Genomic DNA, 21,965 nt, shown 5'->3' with positions numbered 1-21,965 from the left:
ATTTAGCTCACATCCTGTTATGATAATAGTGAAACATGTAAACTAACAATTGAAATTAAATAAAAGTATTGAAAATATAGTTTGATTTAGATTAATATTATACTGAATCATAAAATGTTAAAGCATAGTTGTATTTTACAACAGATATGACATCAAGATAACAGCCATATTAAAAAATAGTTAATCGGTTTGATTAGTATGAAAAATAGTGTAAAATATACATTTGTTAATGAAAGTACATTTAGAATAAATATAAAAGTTATGATATAAATTGAAGTGAGGGGAGCTTATGCCAAAGCATAATCAAAATAACAAGAAAATGAGCAGTTTTGCAAAAATTGTGAGTGCGATTATTGTCTTGTTATTAGTAGGTGGATTAGTTTTTGCCATTTTTGCCTTTGTAGATCATTCGAAACAAGCCGATGAACGTTTAGCTGATCAAAAGCAAGAAGAAAAAGATAAGAAAAAAGAAAAGACTAAAGAAGAAAAAGATAAGAAAAGAGAGAAATCAACAGAAGAGTCACAAGAAACGCAACAAACCCAACAACAAACTCAGCAAGCTCCAACTACGCAACAAACACAGCAGACACAACAAACTCAACAACAAACAAAACAACCTGCAACAGCCGAACGTACAACAGAAGAAGAAAAAGACTCTCCTGAGAAAACAAAAGAAGAAACAACTGAAGAACGCTCTACCGAAGAGCAAACTACAGAAGAACGCACTACAGAAGAACGCACTACAGAAGAACGCACTACAGAAGAGCGTACAACAGAGGAAAAAACACCTGAGCCATCTACAGAAGAAAAAACTTCAGAACCTTCAACTGAAGAGCAAACACCTGAACCTTCAACAGAAGAAAGAAGTAGTCAAGCTGACACACAAGAAAGATCAACACAAAATAGTAACTCGAATTCATCAGAAGAAGATTAACGTTGTTCATAACGGTTTAGTAAATATAATTGTATAAGCTATTAAAAAGAAGCACTCGTTCTCACGGGTGCTTCTTTTATATTGTCAACAAAGACTACGACTTTGCTGGCGTTTTTCTATGCTATTTCTGCAGTCATAGCCTTAGTCTATAGTATTCAGCTAGGATTTTTCTTGAAGGAGTCAGACCAAAGCGTTGTCATTTTTTAAACCAATCAATTATTCATCATTAGTAATTAGTTGACCCCTTATAAAGACAAACGCAGACTTTATTTTAATGAACTTGAAGCGCAGGGTGCTTATAATTTCAAATAAAATAAAAGCTAATGTGAATCAAATTGAATTAAAATAGGAAGTTTAATAAGAAAGTAAGGAGCGATGACAAGAGTATTAAGGTAATGCAACCACTCAAACAACCGAATGGGCCACAACCACAACCGATATTTTTTGTATAATTATATGATTGGTGTTGGTGTGTACCAGCGTATGGTTTTTGACTATGCTTATTAAAATGATCTGGGTCCTTATATCGTTGGTCATCCGGATCGATAACCTCTGGTTGATCTTTTTGTGACATAGTTTTTCCTCCAAAATAGTATTATAAAACTATTTTAATGATAATAGGACAACCATTCAATCATTCACGCTTGTAAAAGCATAAGAATGTGAATAATATGTGTTTATATTATAATATGTACTATTAAAAAATAATAAGTATGAATGATTAATTGATGTTTTTAGCGGGTATTAAATTATTGTAGGTAGTTACAAAAGTAACAAAAATTTTAATGGTCAATAGTTAATAATTAATAGATAGGTATTTCTCTTGCAATTTTAAAAATATAGTAGTAGTATTGCTGTTATAAGAGGTTATATTTTTTTGTCCCACCAGGGACGTAAAAAGTCAATCTATGGTTAGAACTTGACCCTTTAAATGGAAATGGAGGTGGATAGTAGTGAAGGACTTGATAAAAATTCAACAAAAGTTAGTTCCAGAAATTGTTGAAAAGATGTATCGTCGTTTTTCAATACTCACTACTATCTCCAAGCATCAACCCGTAGGTAGACGAAGTTTAAGTGAATACATGGATTTGACTGAACGTGTACTGCGTTCAGAAACAGATATATTGAAGAAACAAGAACTCATCAAAGTTAAACCAACAGGTATGGAAATAACTGAAGCAGGCGAAACAACGATTCGTCAATTGAATAGCTATTTCAATATTTATTCAGACGATCATCATCTTGCGCAAGTTATTAAAGAGCAGTACAACATCAAAGAGGTTTACGTCATACCTGGCGATTCAGATGCTGATAAAACAGTTAAGATTGAGTTGTCACGTCAGGCGGGACAACTTGTAGAAGATGTTCTTTACGAACATGCAATAGTTTCTGTGACTGGTGGTTCAACGATGGCATATGTCAGCGAAGCCATGCACAAGCAACCGTACAACGTATTATTCGTACCTGCACGTGGAGGACTTGGTGAAAATGTTGTATATCAAGCGAATACGATTGCTGCAAGTATGGCGCAGCAAACGAACGGTGATTATACAACACTATATGTACCAGATAATGTAAGTGAGACAACATATAATACGCTTATGTTAGAACCATCAGTTATCCATTCACTTGAGAAAATTAAGGAATCCAATATTACGATCCACGGCATTGGTGATGCGCTGAAGATGGCGCGAAGACGTCAATCACCTAGTGAAGTTATAGAGAAACTTCAACATCACAATGCCTCGGGAGAAGCATTTGGATATTATTTCGATGATCAAGGTGACATTGTCCATAAAGTGAAAACGATTGGACTACAATTAGAAGACCTTGAGTCGAAGAAGTTTATCTTTGCCGTAGCTGGGGGTAAATCAAAAGGAGAAGCTATTAAAGCTTACCTTTCAATTGCACCCAATAACACTGTATTAATCACAGACGAAGCTTCGGCAAGAGTAATCGCAAAACAATAGTAATAAAAGGTGAAATACACTTTTTAAATATCATTTTAAAGGAGGCCATTATAATGGCAGTTAAAGTAGCAATTAATGGTTTTGGTAGAATTGGACGTTTAGCATTTAGAAGAATTCAAGACGTAGAAGGTATTGACGTAGTAGCAGTTAACGATTTAACAGATGACGAAATGTTAGCTCATTTATTAAAATATGACACTACACAAGGTCGCTTCACAGGAGAAGTTGAAGTAGAAAAAGACGGATTCCGTGTAAATGGACAAGAAGTTAAATCATTCTCAGAACCTGAACCAAGTAAATTACCTTGGAAAGACTTAGACATCGATGTTGTTTTAGAATGTACTGGTTTCTTCGCTGATAAAGAAAAAGCAGAAGCTCACATTGACGCTGGCGCTAAAAAAGTATTAATCTCTGCACCAGCAACAGGCGACTTAAAAACAATCGTTTATAACACTAACCACAGTGAATTAGATGGTTCAGAAACAGTTGTTTCAGGTGCTTCATGTACTACTAACTCACTAGCTCCAGTAGCTAAAGTTTTAAATGACGACTTCGGCTTAGTTGAAGGTTTCATGACTACTATTCACGCATATACTGGTGACCAAAGTACTCAAGATGCTCCACACAGAAAAGGCGACAAACGCCGTGCACGTGCAGCTGCTGAAAACATCATCCCTAACTCAACAGGTGCTGCTAAAGCAATTGGTTTAGTAATCCCTGAAATCGATGGTAAATTAGACGGTGGCGCTCAACGTGTTCCAGTTGCTACTGGTTCATTAACTGAACTTACAGTTGTATTAGAAAAAGACGTAAGCGTTGAAGACGTTAACGCAGCAATGAAAAATGCTTCAGACGAATCATTTGGTTACACTGAAGACGAAATCGTTTCTTCTGACGTAATCGGTATGACTTACGGTTCATTATTCGATGCAACACAAACTCGTGTTATGACAGTTGGAGATCACCAATTAGTTAAAATAGCTGCTTGGTATGATAACGAAATGTCTTACACTTCACAATTAGTTCGTACTTTAGAATATTTAGCTGACCAATCTAAATAATTCGGATTAAAAAATTAATTTAACAAGCTTAAATGTTGTTAAATTTAAACAATAAGCTTAGGAGTAAGCGGGGAGCACATCGCTTCTCCGCTTATTTTACTTTATTGTTCCATTCAGAGGAGGAAGCTTATATGGCTAAAAAAATTGTAACTGACATAGAATTAAAAGGTAAAACTGTACTTGTACGTGCAGATTTTAACGTACCAATGAAAGACGGCGAAATCACTGATGATAACCGTATCGTTCAAGCATTACCAACAATAAAACATATTATTGAGCAAGGTGGAAAAGTAGTATTATTCTCTCACCTAGGTAAAGTTAAAGAAGAAAGTGATAAAGCAGAATTAACTTTAAAACCAGTGGCTACAGCATTAACAGAAAAATTAGGTAAAGATGTTGTGTTTGTACCTGAAACACGCGGCGAAAAACTAGAAGAATCTGTTAAAGCACTTAACGAAGGTGATGTACTTTTAGTTGAAAATACACGTTATGAAGACGTTGAGGGTAAAAAAGAATCTAAAAATGATTCTGACTTAGGCAAATACTGGGCTTCACTTGGCGATGTATTCGTAAATGATGCTTTCGGTACAGCTCACCGTGAGCACGCGTCTAACGTTGGTATCGCATCTAATTTAGAAACAGTTGCAGGATTCTTAATGGAAAAAGAAATTAAATATATCGGTGGCGTAGTTGAAAACCCTGATAAACCTGTAGTTGCAATTTTAGGTGGCGCTAAAGTTTCTGACAAAATTGGTGTCATCACGAACTTATTGAAAATTGCTGACAAAGTACTTATCGGTGGCGGAATGTCGTACACATTCTTCAAAGCGCAAGGTAAAGAAATTGGCTTATCATTATTAGAAGAAGATAAAGTTGACTTTGCTAAAGAATTATTAGACCGTGCTGGCGATCAAATTGTATTACCAGTAGATTGTAAAATTGCTAAAGAATTCTCAAATGACGCTGAAATCACAGAAGTATCTATTGATGATATCCCAGCTGATCAAGAAGCAATGGATGTTGGTCCGAAAACAGTAGAATTATTTAAAGAACAATTACAAGGTGCGCATACAGTTATATGGAACGGACCAATGGGTGTATTTGAATTAAGTAACTTTGCCAAAGGTACGATTGGTATTTGTGAAGCAATCGCTGAATTAAAAGATGCTAACACAATTATCGGTGGCGGCGATTCAGCTGCAGCAGCAATTTCATTAGGATATGCAGATGACTTCAGTCACATTTCAACTGGTGGCGGCGCTTCATTAGAATACCTTGAAGGCAAAGAGCTACCGGGCGTTATCGCAATTGCTAACAAATAATTGCACGACTAAATATGCAAGACATGATTATAGTGTTTAAAATATTAATCATAAATTACTAATAGGAGTGTTATATAATGAGAAAACCAATTATCGCAGGTAACTGGAAAATGAATAAAACAGTTCAAGAAGCTAAAGATTTCGTTAATGCATTACCAACATTACCAGATACTAAAGAAGTAGAATCTGTAATTTGTGCGCCAGCAATTCAATTAGACGCATTAGTTACTTTAGTAAATGATGGTAAAGCACAAGGATTACAAATCGGTGCTCAAAATGCTTACTTCGAAGATAATGGCGCATTTACTGGTGAAACTTCTCCAGCTGCATTAGCAGACCTTGGTGTTAAATATGTTGTTATTGGACATTCAGAACGTCGTGAAATCTTCAAAGAAACTGACGAAGACATTAACAAAAAAGCACATGCTGTATTTAACCATGGCATGACACCAATCATTTGTGTTGGCGAAACTGATGAAGAACGCGAAAGTGGAAAAGCAAACGAAGTTGTAGGCAACCAAGTGAAAAAAGCAGTAGAAGGTTTATCTGAAGAGCAATTACAACAAGTAGTTATTGCTTATGAACCAATCTGGGCTATCGGTACTGGTAAATCATCAACTTCTGAAGATGCTAACGAAATGTGTGCATTTGTAAGAGAAACAGTTGCTGAGTTATCTAGTCAAACAGTAGCAGATGCAACGCGTATTCAATATGGTGGTAGTGTTAAACCTAACAACATTAAAGAATACATGGCTCAATCAGACATCGATGGCGCATTAGTAGGCGGCGCATCACTTAAAGTGGATGATTTTGTACAATTGTTAGAAGGTGCAAAATAATATGGCGAAACAACCAACTGCATTAATTATTTTAGATGGTTTTGCAAATAGAGAAACAGAACATGGTAATGCTGTAAAACTAGCTAATAAGCCTAATTTCGACCGTTACTACAGTAAATATCCAACAACGCAAATCGAAGCAAGTGGTTTAGATGTTGGTCTTCCTGAAGGTCAAATGGGTAATTCAGAAGTTGGTCATATGAATATTGGTGCTGGACGTGTAGTTTATCAAAGTTTAACGCGTATCAATAAATCTATCGAAGACGGTGATTTCTTTGATAATGAAGTATTAAACAACGCAATTCAACACGTTAAAGACAATAATTCAGCGCTACATCTCTTTGGCTTATTATCTGATGGTGGTGTTCATAGTCATTATAAACACTTATTCGCATTATTAGAATTAGCTAAAAAGCAAGGTGTTGAGAAAGTCTATGTTCACGCATTCTTAGATGGACGTGACGTAAATCAAAAATCATCACTGAAATATATCGAAGAAACGCAAGCTAAATTCGATGAACTTGGCATTGGCCAATTTGCATCTGTTTCAGGACGTTATTACGCAATGGATCGTGATAAACGTTGGGATAGAGAAGAAAAAGCTTATAATGCAATCCGTAATTTTAAAGGTGAAACTTTTGAGTCAGCTAAAGCTGGTGTCGAAGCTAACTACGAGAAAGATTTAACAGACGAGTTTGTTGAACCATTTATCGTAAAAGATCAAAATGACGGTGTGAATGATGGCGACGCAGTTGTTTTTTATAACTTCCGTCCAGACAGAGCAGGACAACTTTCTGAAATATTTACAGACAAAGCTTTCGAAGGTTTCAAAGTTGAACAAATTGACGATTTATTTTATGCAACATTTACAAAATATAACGACAATGTGAAAGCAGAAATTGTTTTTGAAAAAGTTGATTTAACAAATACTATCGGCGAAGTTGTTCAAAACAATGGTTTAAAACAATTGCGTATTGCAGAAACAGAAAAATTCCCACATGTCACTTATTTCATGAGTGGTGGACGTAATGCTGAATTTGAAGGTGAACGTCGTCGTCTAATCGACTCACCAAAAGTTGCAACTTACGACCTTAAACCAGAAATGAGTGCATACGAAGTTAAAGATGCATTAATTGAAGAATTAAATAAAGGTGACTTAGATTTAATCTTATTAAACTTTGCTAACCCTGACATGGTTGGACATAGTGGTATGCTTGAACCAACGATTAAAGCAATAGAAGCTGTAGACGAATGTCTAGGCGAAGTGGTTGATAAGATTACAGAAATGGGTGGTCATGCTATCGTTACTGCAGATCATGGTAACTCAGACATGGTATTAACAGATGATGATAAACCTATGACTACACATACGACGAATCCAGTTCCAGTTATCGTTACTAAAGAAGACGTAACATTGCGTGAAACGGGTCGTCTAGGTGACTTAGCACCAACATTATTAGATTTACTCAATGTAAACCAACCAGAAGATATGACTGGTGAATCATTGATCAATCATTAATTTAATGAATTAAAATTTAGAGTGAAAATTGATGCTATAAATTAAGATAGAAGGGTTTCTTATTCTGATAATTTGTAGCATCTATAAACAACACAAGAGAATTAAATTACTTTGTATTTATAGTATTTAAAGCTATAATGAAGATGAAATTTAATATTTCTAAACTACTTATTTATAAAGGAGATTATAAACATGCCAATTATTACAGATGTTTACGCTCGCGAAGTCTTAGACTCACGCGGTAACCCAACAGTTGAAGTAGAAGTATTAACTGAGAGTGGCGCTTTTGGTCGCGCATTAGTTCCATCAGGTGCCTCTACTGGTGAACACGAAGCAGTAGAATTACGTGACGGTGATAAAGACCGTTACTTAGGTAAAGGTGTTATTAAAGCAGTTGAAAATGTAAACGAAATTATTGCACCAGAATTAGTTGAAGGTGAATTTTCAGTTCTAGAACAAGTATCTATCGACAAAATGATGATCCAATTAGATGGTACTGAAAACAAAGGTAAATTAGGTGCTAACGCTATTCTTGGTGTATCACTAGCAGTAGCTCGTGCAGCAGCTGATTTATTAGGCCAACCACTTTACAAATATTTAGGTGGATTCAACGGTACACAATTACCAGTACCAATGATGAACATTGTTAATGGTGGTTCTCACTCTGATGCACCAATCGCATTCCAAGAGTTCATGGTATTACCAGTTGGAGCAGAAACATTTAAAGAATCATTACGTTGGGGCGCAGAAATTTTCCACAACTTAAAATCAATCCTTAAAAACCGTGGTTTAGAAACATCAGTTGGTGACGAAGGTGGATTCGCTCCTAAATTCGAAGGCACTGAAGACGCAGTAGAAACTATTTTAGAAGCAATTAAAGCAGTTGGTTTAGAACCAGGTAAAGATGTATTCTTAGGCTTTGACTGTGCATCTTCTGAGTTCTTTGAAGATGGCGTTTATAACTACGTTAAATTCGAAGGCGAAAATGGTAAAAAACGTAATGCTGAAGAACAAGTTGACTTCTTAGAAGAATTAGTTAACAAATATCCAATCATCTCTATTGAAGACGGTATGGACGAAAACGACTGGGACGGTTGGAAAGTATTAACTGAACGTATCGGTGATCGTGTACAATTAGTAGGTGACGATTTATTCGTTACAAACACTGTTAAATTAGAAGAAGGTATCGAAAAAGGTATCGGTAACTCAATTCTAATTAAAGTTAACCAAATCGGTACTTTAACTGAAACATTTGAAGCTATTGAAATGGCTCAAAAAGCTGGTTACACAGCAGTTATTTCTCACCGTTCAGGTGAAACAGAAGATACTTCAATTTCTGATATCGCTGTTGCAACAAATGCTGGTCAAATCAAAACAGGTTCATTATCAAGAACAGACCGTATTGCTAAATACAACCAATTATTACGTATTGAAGATGAATTATACGAAACTGCTAAGTTTGACGGACTTAAATCTTTCTATAACTTATCTAAATAATATCGCTTAAAAATTAAAGAGTTCACGCGCTAACACGCAAGTCATTTATGGCTTGCGTGTTTTTTTAAAGTCCTACTTTTTCAATGAAATTGAGATTAGTAGGACTTATGCAATAGCTAAAGCTATTGTAAACCTCAGGGTCCACTTTAGTGGTTAGGTCTTCTTATGCAATAGCTTTAGCTATTGTAATCCTCCAGAAGCCCACTTGAGTGGTGCGAAGTTAATGAATACGTCTACTTAAACGGAAGTATGAAGGTAGATGAAATGCTAAACGAACAGGATTTGTAGTACTTCCTAACAATATGACTATATAAATTATGTCACATAATTTATATAGTAAGACTTGCTTAAATTGTTCATCTTTCACTATGAAACTGATATAATTAAAGATGTAAATCATAGAAGGAGCCTTAATTTATATGGATGTAAAACCTAAATCAAGAGAAACAAAAACGGCTCATCTGATTGCTTATAGTTCATTAATCATCGCTATTCTTTATGCAATACATTTATTTGTTGTTTTAGATGATAGTGTAATTAAACAATTACTTTTAAATAGTGAACAAAAGCCATCGGAAAATGCTGTTGGAACAATTAAAAATAGTTTTCAATTTACAGGCGTAATGTACATATTTGCTAACTTAGCAGGTATCATCGCCATCTGGAATAGACATACTTATTTATGGTGGTTTATGTTTGCTGTATTCATCTCACAAATCTTGTATAATGTAGTTAATATCGGTCCGGTATATGGAGCAATATTAGATGTTAAAGCAGGAATTAATTTAATTCCATTAACGGTTGTATTGATTATGTCATTTGTATTAGCGATTTATATGTTAGCTGTTTCTATTAAACGTAAGAGTACGTTCAATAGATAGTAGTTTGCTAAAGAAGACGAACGTGTGGTATAATGCGATTCGTATATAATGAATGGAGGACAATTTTCATGCATACAGTAGTAATGATTATTTTAGTTTTAGTATGTATTGCATTAGTAACTGTTGTATTACTCCAAGAAGGTAAAAGTAATGGACTATCAGGTGCGATAAGTGGTGGCGCCGAACAGTTATTTGGTAAACAAAAGCAACGCGGTGTCGATTTATTCTTGCATAGATTAACAATTATATTGTCTGTCATTTTCTTCTTGTTAATGTTAGGCATAAGTTATTTTGGTTTATAAGGTCCGACAATGTTAAAGTCGGGCTTTTTTATTTATAATAGATATGTTGTACGCTAAAAAGAAATTTATAAAAATTAATTAACTCGAAATCAAGCATAAGCGAAAGGGTTGAATCACGATGCAAATCAAACTTCCAAAGCCATTCTTTTTTGAAGAAGGCAACCGAGCTGTGTTATTATTACATGGTTTCACTGGGAATTCATCAGATGTAAGACAATTAGGCCGATTCTTACAGAAAAAAGGGTACACATCTTATGCGCCTCACTATGAGGGACATGCTGCACCCCCTGAAGAAATATTAAAATCCAGTCCTTTTGTATGGTTTAAAGAAGCATTAGACGGTTACGACTTTTTAGTTGAAAAAGGATACGATGAAATTGTAGTCGCTGGTTTGTCACTTGGTGGCTGCTATGCATTAAAATTAAGCTTAAACAGAGATGTAAAGGGTATTATAACTATGTGTTCACCTATGTACATTAAGACAGAAGGGTCTATGTTTGATGGTGTGCTAGAATATGCCCGCAATTTTAAAAAGTATGAAGGTAAAGATGAAACCACAATTAATAAAGAAATGGACGTTTTTCAACCTTCAGAAACTTTAAAAGAGCTTCAAGGACAAATCCAAGATGTAAGAGATCATGTGGACGAAGTAATGGATCCATTATTGGTCGTTCAAGCAGAACAAGACCAAATGATCAATACAGATTCTGCAAACATTATATACAATGAGAGCGAATCTGATGAGAAAGATATTAAATGGTATGCGAATTCCGGACATGTCATTACAATTGATAAGGAAAAAGAATTAGTATTTGAAGATGTATACCAATTTTTAGAATCATTAGATTGGTCTGAATAAAAATTATAGAATTATTTAAAAAAAGAAAGGAGGGGCATAATGAATTTAAAACCAGCCATTGAAGAAATTATTAAACAACCAGATTATGAACCCATGTCTGTATCTGATTTTCAAGACGCATTAGGTTTAAATAGTGCCGACTCATTTAGAGACTTAATTAAGGTGCTTGTTGAATTAGAACAAACAGGTTTAATTCAACGTACAAAAACAGATAGATATCAACGCAAGGAATCTAACAAATCCCAACAATCAAAATTGGTGAAGGGTAAACTAAGCCAGAATAAAAAAGGCTTTGCATTCTTACGTCCAGAAGAAGGTGAAATGGATGATATCTTTATTCCACCTACAAAAATTAATAGAGCCATGGACGGTGACACGGTCCTAGTAGAAGTACAAAATTCAAAAGGTGAACATAAAGGTAAGCTAGAAGGCGAAGTGAAATCGATAGAAACGCATTCAGTCACACAAGTGGTTGGTACGTTTAGCGAAGCACGCCATTTCGGTTTTGTATTACCAGATGATAAACGTATTATGCAAGACATCTTTATCGCCAAAGGACATAACTTAGGCGCTGTAGACGGCCATAAAGTACTTGTACAGATCACGAAGTACGCAGATGGTACAAACAATCCAGAAGGACAAGTTTCGGCTATATTAGGCCATAAAAACGATCCAGGGGTAGATATATTATCAATCATCTATCAACATGGCATTGAAATTGAATTTCCAGACAATGTTTTAGCAGAAGCTGAAGCCGTGCCGGATGAAATTGAACCATCACAAATTGAAGGCCGTCGCGATTTACGTGATGAACTTACAATTACAATTGATGGCGCGGACGCAAAAGATTTAGATGATGCAATTGGTATTAAAAAGCTAAGCAATGGTCATACGCAATTAACAGTCAGTATCGCTGACGTTAGTTATTATGTCACTGAAGGATCAGCCTTAGATGAAGAAGCATATAGTCGAGCTACAAGTGTCTATTTAGTTGACCGTGTGATCCCTATGATTCCACACCGCTTAAGTAACGGTATTTGTTCTTTAAATCCAGACGTTGATCGCTTAACATTGAGCTGTCGCATGGAATTTAATGAATGTGGAGAAGTCGTTAAGCATGAGATTTTTGATAGTGTGATACATTCAAATTATCGTATGACATATGATGAAGTGAATGAAATCATTACAGATCAAAATGCAGACACACGTGAAAAATTCAGTGAAGTTACGCCAATGTTAGACTTAGCACAAGATTTATCACAACGTTTAGTTAACATGAGAAGACGTCGTGGTGAAATCGACTTCGATATTAGTGAAGCAAAAGTAATCGTTAATGAAGAAGGTATCCCAACAGATGTAGAATTAAGAAAACGTGGAGAAGGGGAACGCTTAATCGAGTCATTTATGCTTGCAGCAAATGAAACGATTGCAGAACACTTTGATCACTTAGAAGTACCATTCATATATCGTGTTCACGAACAACCTAAATCAGAACGTTTACGCAAGTTCTTTGATTTTATTACGAATTTTGGACTAATGATTCAAGGTACAGGAGAAGAAATCCATCCTTCAACATTACAAAAGATTCAACAAGAAGTTGAAGGGCAACCAGAACAAATGGTTATCTCAACAATGATGTTACGTTCAATGCAACAAGCACGTTATGATGATGTAAATTTAGGACACTTTGGCTTATCAGCTGAATACTATACTCATTTCACGTCACCAATACGTAGATATCCTGATTTAATCGTACATAGATTAATACGTAAATATATTGTAGAACAATCTATGAACAATAAAGAGAAGTCAAAATGGGAAGCACTGTTACCAGAAATTGCGGATCATACATCTCAAAGAGAACGTAGAGCGATTGAAGCAGAACGTGATACAGATGAACTTAAAAAATCAGAATATATGGTACAACATGTTGGCGAAGAATTCGAAGGTATTATTAGTTCAGTTGCTAATTTTGGTATGTTTGTTGAATTGCCAAATACGATTGAAGGCATGGTACATGTTTCGAATATGACAGACGATTTTTACCATTTCGATGAACGTCAAATGGCAATGATTGGTGAACGTCAGGCTAAAGTGTTCCGTATAGGCGACCCAGTTCAAATTAAAGTCATCAACGTAGACGTAGATGAGCGCATGATCGATTTCCAAATCGTTGGTATGCCATTACCTAAAAATGAACGTAGCCAAAGACCTTCACGTGGTAAGACAATCCAAGCGAATCCTCGTGGCCAATCATCAGATAAGTCTAAAGGTGACAGCAAAGGTAAAACGAAACACAAACAACGTCGAGGTAAAAATCAACGTAACAACGATAAATCAAATAGTGGTAATACAAAACACAAACCATTTTATAAAGATAAAAATGTGAAAAATAAAGCACGTAAGAAGAAAAAATAACTCAACAAAGAGGTGAAACTCAATGCCAAAGAAAAAATCACCGGGAACACTAGCTGAAAATCGTAAAGCCAGACATGATTACGTCATTGAAGATACGATTGAAGCGGGCATTGTGTTACAAGGGACTGAGATTAAGTCAATTCGTCGTGGCAGTGCCAATCTTAAAGATAGTTATGCGCAAGTTAATCGCGGTGAAATGTATCTTAACAATATGCATATTGCTCCGTACGAAGAAGGTAATCGCTTTAACCATGATCCTCGCCGTTCACGTAAACTTTTATTGCACAAACGTCAAATTGAAAAATTAGGTGAACGTACGAGAGAAGTAGGTTATTCGATTGTGCCATTGAAACTCTATTTAAAACATGGACACTGTAAAGTATTGCTAGGCGTTGCACGTGGTAAGAAAAATTACGATAAGCGACAAGCATTGAAAGATAAAGCAGTAAAACGTGACATGGATAGAGCGATGAAAGACCGTTATTAAGCGGATATATTGCCAAAGACCCTAATCTTTGGTAATATAATATGTGCTTTCTAAAAAGCTGAGCGATAAGCGTGAAGTGGATAGGAAGTGCATTTTATACTATTTAGGGGGCGTTTTTGGATTCGACAGGGGTACCATGAGCAGGTTAAGCGTGTCGGAGGGTTGTCTCCGTCACTAACACACACAGTTATAATAACTGGCAAAGAAAACAATAATTTCGCAGTAGCTGCGTAATAGCACTCTGCATCGCCTAACGGCATCTCCTATGTGCCGTTAACCGCGATTCAACCTTTAGTAGGATACGCTAGGCACTGCCGTTTGAAGTCTGCCTAGAAGAGATTAATCAAACTAGCATAATGATGGCCGTCTATCACTTACCATTATGCGAAACTCAATGATAGACTACACACGTAGAAAGATCTGTATCAGGACCTCTGGACGCGGGTTCGAATCCCGCCGTCTCCATATCAAAAGGCTTAGCCATTGTGGCTAAGCCTTTTTTGTATTTAAGTTAATATTAATTTCAAATCCCACTGTTGCACGTAATTGACATCGTTTATTTTGATCCTAATTGTTCCTGTTTTTTAATCATAATTCGAGTTCCATCATGATTCCTTCATTTGTTTTTATAAATCCATTTTTTGTATAAAAATTTGCTGCTGGTTCTCCACCTGTAATTAGAAAAATTTTATATATTCCATTAAGTTTGAGTGAATTAGAGACAGAATTTATTAATTTTTTACCTATACCATTGTTTTGGGATTCAGGGACGACATGAAATTCGTCGATGCAAAATTGGTTCATGCCACTAAAATAATAGTCTATTCTACCTATGCACATGGCTATTATTTTGTGATTTTCTTCAATGACATAACCTCTAGAATTAAAGCCGCTCATTGTAGCTTCAATTCTAAGTAACGCTTCCTTTTCAGTCCAATTATTATACCATGGAGGTCCCTTATAAGCTGAAACTAAATTTTTTGCACAATTATTGTAATCTTCATTTTGAATTTTTCTGAATTCCATACGTATCCACCTTTTCATTTTAATTATAAATATATAATATTAACGAATAATTTATATGGGCTCATCAACATTTTTTAATAATACCAGTTAGTTCATACAAATTTTGAATACTATCAGTTACATTAGGAATATCATTTTCTCCATTAAATCTGTATATACTATGCATTCCTGCTAATTTAGATGCCTCATAATCGTTTTTAAAACTATCACCGATGAAAATACACTCACATAAACCTACATTTAATTCTTTAGCTGCTTTTTCAAAAATAAGAGGATTAGGCTTTTTGATGTTTTCCTTTTCCGAAACTAAAATGACATCCATGTAGTGTTCGATTTTTAATGCTTTAATATTATTGTACTGGAAAGGATATTTTCCGTTTGTGATAATACCTATTTCGTAATTCTTTGAGACAAGTATATCTAACAATTCTTTTAGATTTGGATATGGTAAACAATGTTTTCTGAAATTGTTGATATAGTCATTTAGTAAAATGTCAGCGGTTATATGATTAATATTAAAGATGTCTATTAATTGTGTATAAACTTTATCCTTCCAAACATAATCATTTTGATCCAACTCAATAAATTTACTTTTGAAAGTATTTTTATCAATATGGTTTAGGTAGTTAATGAATTTGTCATATTGATAATCCATAAACTTATTTAACGAAGAAGGTCTATCTAAAATTGTTCCATCTAAATCAAATAAAATTGCTTTTATCATAATTTTAATACTCCCTAATTTTTATTATTTGAATATTCAATCAATTTAAACAATGATATCATATAATTCAAAGTATTTATTAGAATAAGGAGGAATTAAATATGAGTCTTTACTTAGAAAACATGAATCAGCAAACTTTCAAAGCATTTTATGAGGAAAGTATAATTGAATATGCTGCAGAACATGTTAAAAGTGGTGATTGGGAGAAAGATGGATCAATTGAAAGAGCGCGTACAGAATTTGAAAATTTACTGCCTGAGGGGTTAAATACAAGTAATCAATATTTACTATCTGTGATTTATAATAATGTAGATATAGGTTATTTATGGTTACATATATTTAAAGTTAAAGAACAAAAGAAATGTTTTATTTATGATATTAAAATTAAAGATACATATAGAGGGCAAGGTTTAGGTACAAAAACGATGGAATGTATAGAAGAATACTGCAAAAATAAAGAAGTAGAAAGTATTGGTTTGCATGTATTCGGACACAATAAGCGAGCTGTATCTTTATATAATAAAATGGGTTTCGAAACTACAAATTATCGTATGGAGAAAAAATTGAAGTGATTATATAATATGAAAGGATTTTTTATGATTCAATCTATAAACCACGTGACTTATTCAGTATCGAATATTAAGACATCTATTGCTTTCTATAAAGATATATTAAAAGCTAAAATTTTAGTAGAGAGAGGCAAAACAGCGTATTTCACATTAGGTGGTCTGTGGCTAGCGTTAAATGAAGAAAAAATATACCTAGAAATGAAATTCAATACTCATATACACATATGGCATTTACAATAGATGAAAGTGAATTTGGCGACTGGTATCAATGGTTAAAAGATAACAACGTTAATATATTAGAAGGAAGTAATAGAGATGTAAGAGATAAACAATCAATATACTTCACTGATCCAGACGGCCACAAGTTAGAATTGCATACAGGTACGTTGCAAGATAGATTAGAATATTATAAAGAAGAAAAGCCAGATATGAAATTTTATATATAAGTAGGTTATATTATGACAATAGAAACAAGGTTATTTGAAGAGAATGACATTAATCGGATAGATGAATTGCTAGGTTTATATAAAGATTTAGGTTATCCAACAACAAAAGAATCATTAATCAGTCGTTTGAAAAAGATATATAATCATACAGATTATTATTTGTTACTTTTAATTAAGAATAATGTAATAATCGGCTTGAGTGGTATGTGTAAAATGCTTTTTTATGAAAAAGATGGAGAATATATGCGTTTACTAGCATTCGTAATTAATTCTAATTATAGAGAAGAAGGCTATGGAACACTTTTATTAAAAGAGTCAGAAATATTAGCAACTCAATTAGGCTGCAAAGCAATCACTTTAAATAGTGGAAATAGAGAAGAAAGGGATAATGCTCATAGTTTTTATAAAAATAATGGTTTTGAGAACAAATCATCTGGATTTTCGAAAAGTATAGATAATATAAAATAAAGCCAACTAAAAATAGTTGACTTAATGTTTATTAAATTTATTCTGAGAATTCAATGTCATCATAAGCTTTAGTCCAATGGTAAGGTTGTAAATCATTTAAAAATTTGTATTGTGGTTGCTTATTATCAGTTGTTACACCGACTTTAATTTTATTTCCCCAATATAATAGTCTTTCTTGACATGTACCACAAGGTGTAAGTATTTTAAAATTACTATATTCATCATCTCTTACAACGCAAATTGAATGAGTAATAATGTCTTGATATTTATGTGCATCTAATATTGCCCCTGTTTCAATACACAAAGCACTAGAGGCATTTATAATCTCTGGCGCAACAGATGTATAAGTGTTTCCATTTTTTGAATACATTGCAGCTGCACCACCCCATCCATTTGGATATCTTTCTTTTATCAAGGTTTTAGCATCTTCAAAAAGTTTCTGTTCAATATTCATAAACGTACCTCCGAAAAATATTTATATAAATCAATACTACTATAACTGGAAATGATTAGGGGATATTTCTTATGAAAGAAGGAAAGTTATTGAGTTATTAAAACTAACATTTGAAGTAATACTTTTAAGTTAAAACCTCATATATAAATATGCGGTTTGTATTATAGTGTGAGTGTGATAATATATTTTTAAATAAACATATATTGGTTGGAATATAGAGATGATTTTTTAATGAGTTTAAAAGAGATGTGGCATTATTTGTTAAATAAAAAATGGGAATCTGATGACGTTTGGATGCTAGTTTTTTATATCATTATAGCAAGTATATTTGTAACACCATTATTAGGTGTACCAATAGGTGTTATAGCATTTTTAATCTTAAATGAGGATGTTTTAGAGAAATAATAACTCTATGAGAATATCTGGATTACATTGGATAACATAAAAAAGTGTCCATTATTATTGCGAAGTATCTAACTTCTAATAAAGTAGTTATATATTTATTGGTTATAGTAATTTTATAGCCAATTGTATTTAGTGTTTTTGATTTAGATAGATTTATTTTATTGAAAATTATAAGTCATAGTGTATTCATAATGATTGGGCTAATATTTATATTTTTAAATTTTTATTTCCGTAAAAAGCAAAATAAAAACCACGATAAGTAAATGTAATAATAACAATAAAGAAAAGTGAAAATACGATTATAAATTTTAATGATTTGATACATAAATGCTTTGATGAACTCCCGCATCTCCATATCAAAAGGCTTAGCCATTGTGGCTAAGCCTTTTTTGTTTGTGAGTATTAAGTATAAGTTGAATAAACTCATTGATTTTAAATAAAAAAAGCATTTGATAGATGTATCGTAATTAATTCATTTCACTATTCATAATTGCAGATACTTGATCGTTGTACTCTTTTTGTGGTAAACCTTCAAAATCTTTTTGTCTAGTTAATTCTTCTATTTGCATTTGAGCATCTTTGGACATGCCTTCAGTAGAGAAATCGCCATTTGGTAATCTATTTAAATCAATTTCTCTTCTTTGTTGCTCTTGTGTCGGTTGTTCATTAGCCATAGGAGCTTGTTCTTGAGACTGAACAGGCGCTTGTTGTGTTTGTTGTTGTGATTGGGCCGGCTGTTGTGTAGATTGTTGTTCTTGTGTATTTACTTGTTCTTGCGATTGAGCTTCTTCAGTACTTTCATCTTGTGTTGTTACTTCTTCAGATGATTTGTCGTCTGATTTTTGTTTTTCATCTGACTTATCTTTTTCTTCATCTGATCCTTTATCTGAATCCTTATCATCTTTCTTACTATCTTTATCTTCAGATTTAGTTTCCTTTGTGTCGTCTAACTTACTTTCTTCTTCATTCCCACATGCAGCCAATATTAAAAAGCTTGCTAGAAATAAAAACAATAACTTCTTCATTTATACATCCCCCTAAAAAATAATTATATAACTTAATTGTACTATACTTAAAAATGAATAGTGAAACTAAATTGTTAAGATTAAGTTAAGTATCATTATAAATGTAGAGGGATGGCTTTAAATTATGTTGCAATTAGATGCCCTTAATTACTATAAAAACCATTAATTGTTATACGATTATATAACAATTAAATTGTATAATTAATAATAAATTTTGATTATCAAGTAAAAAATTACATTTTGATGTATAATGAAGGTAATGAAGAAAAGGAGATTTATAAAATGAATATAAATATAGTAACTGATTTATTGAAAGAAGAAAACGTTGTAAGTATAGATTTATTATTGGTAACTGGTAAATTAGAACGTGCTAAAGAAATTAATGTTGATAAATCATCCGAGAATTTATTGTTTGTGACAAAACCAAAAAATAAAGTAATTAACTTAAATCATGTTGTTAAAATAGAAACTGTACTTAAATTTGAAGGTAATGTCACTTTTTAATAATTACCTAACACAAGTATGAAAATGAATATGTACAAAGTGCAACGACTTATGTTGTTTTTGTGATTTTTATATTTTAGACTCAGCTAGAAATACAATGTGAGTCATGATTTAGCAACACCTATAGCGGTATTAAATGATGTAATTAACTCCCGCAGACGTTAGATTATAAGGCTAAGCCATTGTGGCTTAGTCTTTTTAGTTTGTGTTGATTTAGTATTGTCGAATATAAGATTGTTGAAATAGGGTGCCGTATACAAAATAATCTTTTTGTTGTAAGAAGTGGTGTGTTTTTAAATTTAATAAAATGAAGTGTGACAATAATGTAAGTTGTATTAATACCCGCCTTTGTTAAAATTATCTTTGGCTTAATGAAAGTCAACTTTAAAAAATAGATATTTAATTTAGGAGGATAATATGAACGAGAGCGTAAAATACAATAGAATTTCAGAATTAGATTATATGAGAGGCTTTGCCTTACTAGGAATAATTCTAACTAATATAATTTCAATATTTGTCTTGCCAGCACCAAGTAACTACGATCAGGCTAGTTATTTAAAGTTCATTGATTTTTTTGTTGAAAGTAAATTTTTTACAATATTTACATTTTTATTTGGAGTCGGATTTTATATATTTATTCGCAATGCTAAAGCAAAACAATTAAATAGTAATATCGTATTTATAAGAAGGTTAGTAATCTTAGCGTGTTTCGGTATATTGCATCAAATGCTTCAACCAGGAGAAGCTTTATTATTATATTCAATCATTGGCTTAATCTTATTACCATGTTTTTATTTTAAAAGATATATCAATTTAATCATTGGCTTAATCTTATTGGCTATTTGTTTATATATAGGTAATAAAACAATATTACCGATACCATATTTCATATTAGGACTGGCAGCTGGTCAATTTAATATTTTTGAGAACATTAAGACTAAAGTGTTAATTGTAATAGTAAGTGCTTCAGGTGTGATGTCTGCATTAAGTTGGATTTTGCTAAATAAGTCATATGTATTTCCTACATATAAATTTTTAGAAGATAATTCGAACAATGAATTGATTAATAAATATATTCAAAATAAAGATTTGTATGATCAATTAATCGTTGCTACTAGTCCATTTATAGCATTATTTTATGTCTCTCTATTATTATTAATTATAAAAGTACGAAGCTTTGCTAAAATCTTAAGCCCATTACGATTATATGGAAGAATGGCGCTTACAAATTATGTAGGACAAACTTTATTAATTTGGCTGGTTATATTATGTGTGGATAGTGATCAAGTAGATTATATGGATACTTTATGGATCTGTATTGCAATCTATATTTTACAATTGTTATTCACAAGTATTTGGCTGAAATACTTTAAATATGGACCACTGGAATATATATGGAGAATGGGAACTTATTGGAAATGGTTTAGCTTGATAAAAAAATAGGTTGAGTTTTTAAAATTACACTAATGAGAGAGTGGAATAAGATGAAAAATAAAAGAAAGAAAGCTTTACTTTTTGTATTGATTATTACGTTAATTATGGCATTAGCTATGTCAACAATGCATTATATTTTTGGCTATAATTATGAGAATTCGGAAATGGTTAAAGTATTGATTTACTTTGAAATTATTATGAGTATGCTTTCTATATTTATGTATAAAAAACTTTTCTCAATACAAAAATTATTTAACATACGGCTTTCTTTTTGGTTTTTACCTCTTATTATTCTAATCATAATTACATTGGTTGTATTTTTTATAAATGGAGATTTTACAGGCAAAATACCAATGGTTTCTTTAATATTAGTAACAACACTTTTAGTTGGTGTTAGTGAAGAAGTAGTATTTAGAGGTATAGTGTTGGAAACATTTTTACAAAAGGGCGGAATAGTAACAGCTATTTTAGTTAGTGCGATATTATTTTCCTTATTTCACGAAGTTAATATTTTTGGCGGATCATCAATAGGTGAAGTGATAAACCAAATGATTGGGGTATTTTTAGGTGGAATAGTGTATGCTTGCCTCTCAATAAATTTAAAGAGCTTTATACCACTTATTATATATCACTGTTTATGGGATTTTCTAATCTTAAGTAATGAAATAGTTAGTGCTAATATTGAAGTGTTCATTTTCATTATAGGAACATTAGAATTTATTATTTTAATTCCAATATTTATTTACACAGTCATTAAATTTAATAAAGGGGCTTAAATAAAGTTAATAGGGAATGAACATTTCGCAAAGAGGCTGAGACAT

At 32.8% G+C, this 21,965-nt stretch carries 23 protein-coding genes, 1 other RNA gene and 1 pseudogene; 20 read left to right on the top strand and 5 right to left on the bottom strand.

The window, feature by feature from the left end; all coding sequences use genetic code 11:
• Positions 1-289: 289 nt before the first annotated feature.
• Positions 290-934 (top strand): DUF4887 domain-containing protein, encoded by a 645-nt coding sequence (locus SOJ_RS11390; RefSeq protein WP_002508258.1) that lies wholly within the window; start codon positions 290-292, stop codon positions 932-934.
• Positions 935-1,274: 340 nt separating this feature from the next.
• On the opposite strand, the gene SOJ_RS11385 is transcribed toward SOJ_RS11390, so the two are convergent.
• On the bottom strand, positions 1,275-1,508 hold the full coding sequence (locus SOJ_RS11385; protein WP_002508257.1) for a hypothetical protein: 234 nt from the start codon (positions 1,506-1,508) through the stop codon (positions 1,275-1,277).
• A 379-nt stretch (positions 1,509-1,887) separates the two neighbouring features.
• Here SOJ_RS11385 and SOJ_RS11380 point away from each other — a divergent pair, with 379 nt between their 5' ends.
• The 12 genes from SOJ_RS11380 (at position 1,888) to ssrA (ending at position 14,557) form a co-directional block, all read left to right on the top strand.
• Positions 1,888-2,904: a sugar-binding transcriptional regulator gene (locus SOJ_RS11380; RefSeq protein ID WP_002508256.1), complete on the top strand. Its 1,017-nt coding sequence runs from the start codon at positions 1,888-1,890 to the stop codon at positions 2,902-2,904.
• A 53-nt stretch (positions 2,905-2,957) separates the two neighbouring features.
• Positions 2,958-3,965: a type I glyceraldehyde-3-phosphate dehydrogenase gene (gap, locus tag SOJ_RS11375; protein WP_002508255.1), complete on the top strand. Its 1,008-nt coding sequence runs from the start codon at positions 2,958-2,960 to the stop codon at positions 3,963-3,965.
• A gap of 131 nt (positions 3,966-4,096) precedes the next feature.
• Positions 4,097-5,287, top strand: coding sequence for a phosphoglycerate kinase (locus tag SOJ_RS11370; protein ID WP_002508254.1), 1,191 nt, complete (start codon positions 4,097-4,099; stop codon positions 5,285-5,287).
• 77 nt (positions 5,288-5,364) lie between these two features.
• Positions 5,365-6,126, top strand: a complete 762-nt coding sequence (gene tpiA, locus SOJ_RS11365; RefSeq protein ID WP_002508253.1) for a triose-phosphate isomerase — start codon at positions 5,365-5,367, stop codon at positions 6,124-6,126.
• 1 nt (position 6,127) lies between these two features.
• Positions 6,128-7,645: a 2,3-bisphosphoglycerate-independent phosphoglycerate mutase gene (gene gpmI, locus SOJ_RS11360; protein WP_002508252.1), complete on the top strand. Its 1,518-nt coding sequence runs from the start codon at positions 6,128-6,130 to the stop codon at positions 7,643-7,645.
• Positions 7,646-7,837: 192 nt separating this feature from the next.
• Entirely contained in the window at positions 7,838-9,142 is a 1,305-nt protein-coding gene (gene eno / locus SOJ_RS11355) for a surface-displayed alpha-enolase (RefSeq protein ID WP_002508251.1), read from the top strand.
• 419 nt (positions 9,143-9,561) lie between these two features.
• Positions 9,562-10,023 (top strand): hypothetical protein, encoded by a 462-nt coding sequence (locus SOJ_RS11350; protein ID WP_002508250.1) that lies wholly within the window; start codon positions 9,562-9,564, stop codon positions 10,021-10,023.
• A 68-nt stretch (positions 10,024-10,091) separates the two neighbouring features.
• Positions 10,092-10,325: a preprotein translocase subunit SecG gene (secG, locus tag SOJ_RS11345; protein WP_002508249.1), complete on the top strand. Its 234-nt coding sequence runs from the start codon at positions 10,092-10,094 to the stop codon at positions 10,323-10,325.
• Between the two features lie 118 nt (positions 10,326-10,443).
• Positions 10,444-11,184: an alpha/beta hydrolase gene (locus SOJ_RS11340; protein ID WP_002508248.1), complete on the top strand. Its 741-nt coding sequence runs from the start codon at positions 10,444-10,446 to the stop codon at positions 11,182-11,184.
• 39 nt (positions 11,185-11,223) lie between these two features.
• Complete coding sequence (gene rnr, locus SOJ_RS11335; protein ID WP_002508247.1) at positions 11,224-13,602, top strand: ribonuclease R; 2,379 nt, start codon at positions 11,224-11,226, stop codon at positions 13,600-13,602.
• 22 nt (positions 13,603-13,624) lie between these two features.
• Positions 13,625-14,089: an SsrA-binding protein SmpB gene (gene smpB, locus SOJ_RS11330; protein ID WP_002508246.1), complete on the top strand. Its 465-nt coding sequence runs from the start codon at positions 13,625-13,627 to the stop codon at positions 14,087-14,089.
• A gap of 106 nt (positions 14,090-14,195) precedes the next feature.
• Positions 14,196-14,557: a transfer-messenger RNA gene (ssrA, locus tag SOJ_RS14230) on the top strand.
• 120 nt (positions 14,558-14,677) lie between these two features.
• Here ssrA and SOJ_RS11325 read toward each other — a convergent pair.
• Both SOJ_RS11325 and SOJ_RS11320 read right to left on the bottom strand, forming a co-directional pair.
• Positions 14,678-15,115 carry a GNAT family N-acetyltransferase gene (locus SOJ_RS11325; RefSeq protein WP_002508245.1) on the bottom strand — a complete coding sequence of 146 codons (438 nt, stop codon included), beginning with the start codon at positions 15,113-15,115 and terminating at the stop codon, positions 14,678-14,680.
• Between the two features lie 64 nt (positions 15,116-15,179).
• The gene (locus tag SOJ_RS11320; RefSeq protein ID WP_002508244.1) at positions 15,180-15,839 is read right to left on the bottom strand and encodes an HAD family hydrolase; all 660 of its coding nucleotides are present in this window, start codon (positions 15,837-15,839) and stop codon (positions 15,180-15,182) included.
• Positions 15,840-15,940: 101 nt separating this feature from the next.
• On the opposite strand from SOJ_RS11320, the gene SOJ_RS11315 reads away from it, so the two are divergent.
• The 3 genes and pseudogenes from SOJ_RS11315 to SOJ_RS11300 all read left to right on the top strand — a co-directional run bounded on the left by SOJ_RS11315 (position 15,941) and on the right by SOJ_RS11300 (position 17,322).
• Positions 15,941-16,411, top strand: a complete 471-nt coding sequence (locus tag SOJ_RS11315) for a GNAT family N-acetyltransferase (protein ID WP_002508243.1) — start codon at positions 15,941-15,943, stop codon at positions 16,409-16,411.
• 24 nt (positions 16,412-16,435) lie between these two features.
• Positions 16,436-16,854 (top strand): annotated as a pseudogene (gene fosB / locus SOJ_RS14225) (FosB/FosD family fosfomycin resistance bacillithiol transferase).
• A gap of 12 nt (positions 16,855-16,866) precedes the next feature.
• Positions 16,867-17,322 carry a GNAT family N-acetyltransferase gene (locus SOJ_RS11300; RefSeq protein WP_002508240.1) on the top strand — a complete coding sequence of 152 codons (456 nt, stop codon included), beginning with the start codon at positions 16,867-16,869 and terminating at the stop codon, positions 17,320-17,322.
• A 37-nt stretch (positions 17,323-17,359) separates the two neighbouring features.
• On the opposite strand, the gene SOJ_RS11295 is transcribed toward SOJ_RS11300, so the two are convergent.
• Complete coding sequence (locus SOJ_RS11295; RefSeq protein WP_002508239.1) at positions 17,360-17,776, bottom strand: cytidine deaminase; 417 nt, start codon at positions 17,774-17,776, stop codon at positions 17,360-17,362.
• A 231-nt stretch (positions 17,777-18,007) separates the two neighbouring features.
• Between SOJ_RS11295 and SOJ_RS14440 the strand changes: the two genes are divergently transcribed.
• Entirely contained in the window at positions 18,008-18,181 is a 174-nt protein-coding gene (locus SOJ_RS14440) for a VraH family peptide resistance protein (protein ID WP_002512200.1), read from the top strand.
• Between the two features lie 467 nt (positions 18,182-18,648).
• Here SOJ_RS14440 and SOJ_RS11285 read toward each other — a convergent pair whose 3' ends face one another.
• Entirely contained in the window at positions 18,649-19,206 is a 558-nt protein-coding gene (locus tag SOJ_RS11285) for a hypothetical protein (protein WP_002508237.1), read from the bottom strand.
• Positions 19,207-19,488: 282 nt separating this feature from the next.
• Between SOJ_RS11285 and SOJ_RS11280 the strand changes: the two genes are divergently transcribed.
• The 3 genes from SOJ_RS11280 (at position 19,489) to SOJ_RS11270 (ending at position 21,920) form a co-directional block, all read left to right on the top strand.
• Entirely contained in the window at positions 19,489-19,710 is a 222-nt protein-coding gene (locus tag SOJ_RS11280; RefSeq protein ID WP_002508236.1) for a hypothetical protein, read from the top strand.
• A gap of 417 nt (positions 19,711-20,127) precedes the next feature.
• On the top strand, positions 20,128-21,153 hold the full coding sequence (locus SOJ_RS11275; protein WP_002508235.1) for a DUF418 domain-containing protein: 1,026 nt from the start codon (positions 20,128-20,130) through the stop codon (positions 21,151-21,153).
• A 41-nt stretch (positions 21,154-21,194) separates the two neighbouring features.
• A complete protein-coding gene (locus tag SOJ_RS11270) occupies positions 21,195-21,920 on the top strand; it encodes a CPBP family intramembrane glutamic endopeptidase (protein WP_002508234.1) in 726 nt (241 codons plus the stop codon).
• Positions 21,921-21,965: the final 45 nt, after the last annotated feature.

The sequence above is a fragment of the Staphylococcus sp. OJ82 genome, from assembly GCF_000294465.1.
In the GTDB taxonomy this organism is placed as follows: domain Bacteria; phylum Bacillota; class Bacilli; order Staphylococcales; family Staphylococcaceae; genus Staphylococcus; species Staphylococcus equorum.
Note: the sequence above shows the minus strand (reverse complement) of the source record. Positions and strands in the feature narration are given on the sequence as shown.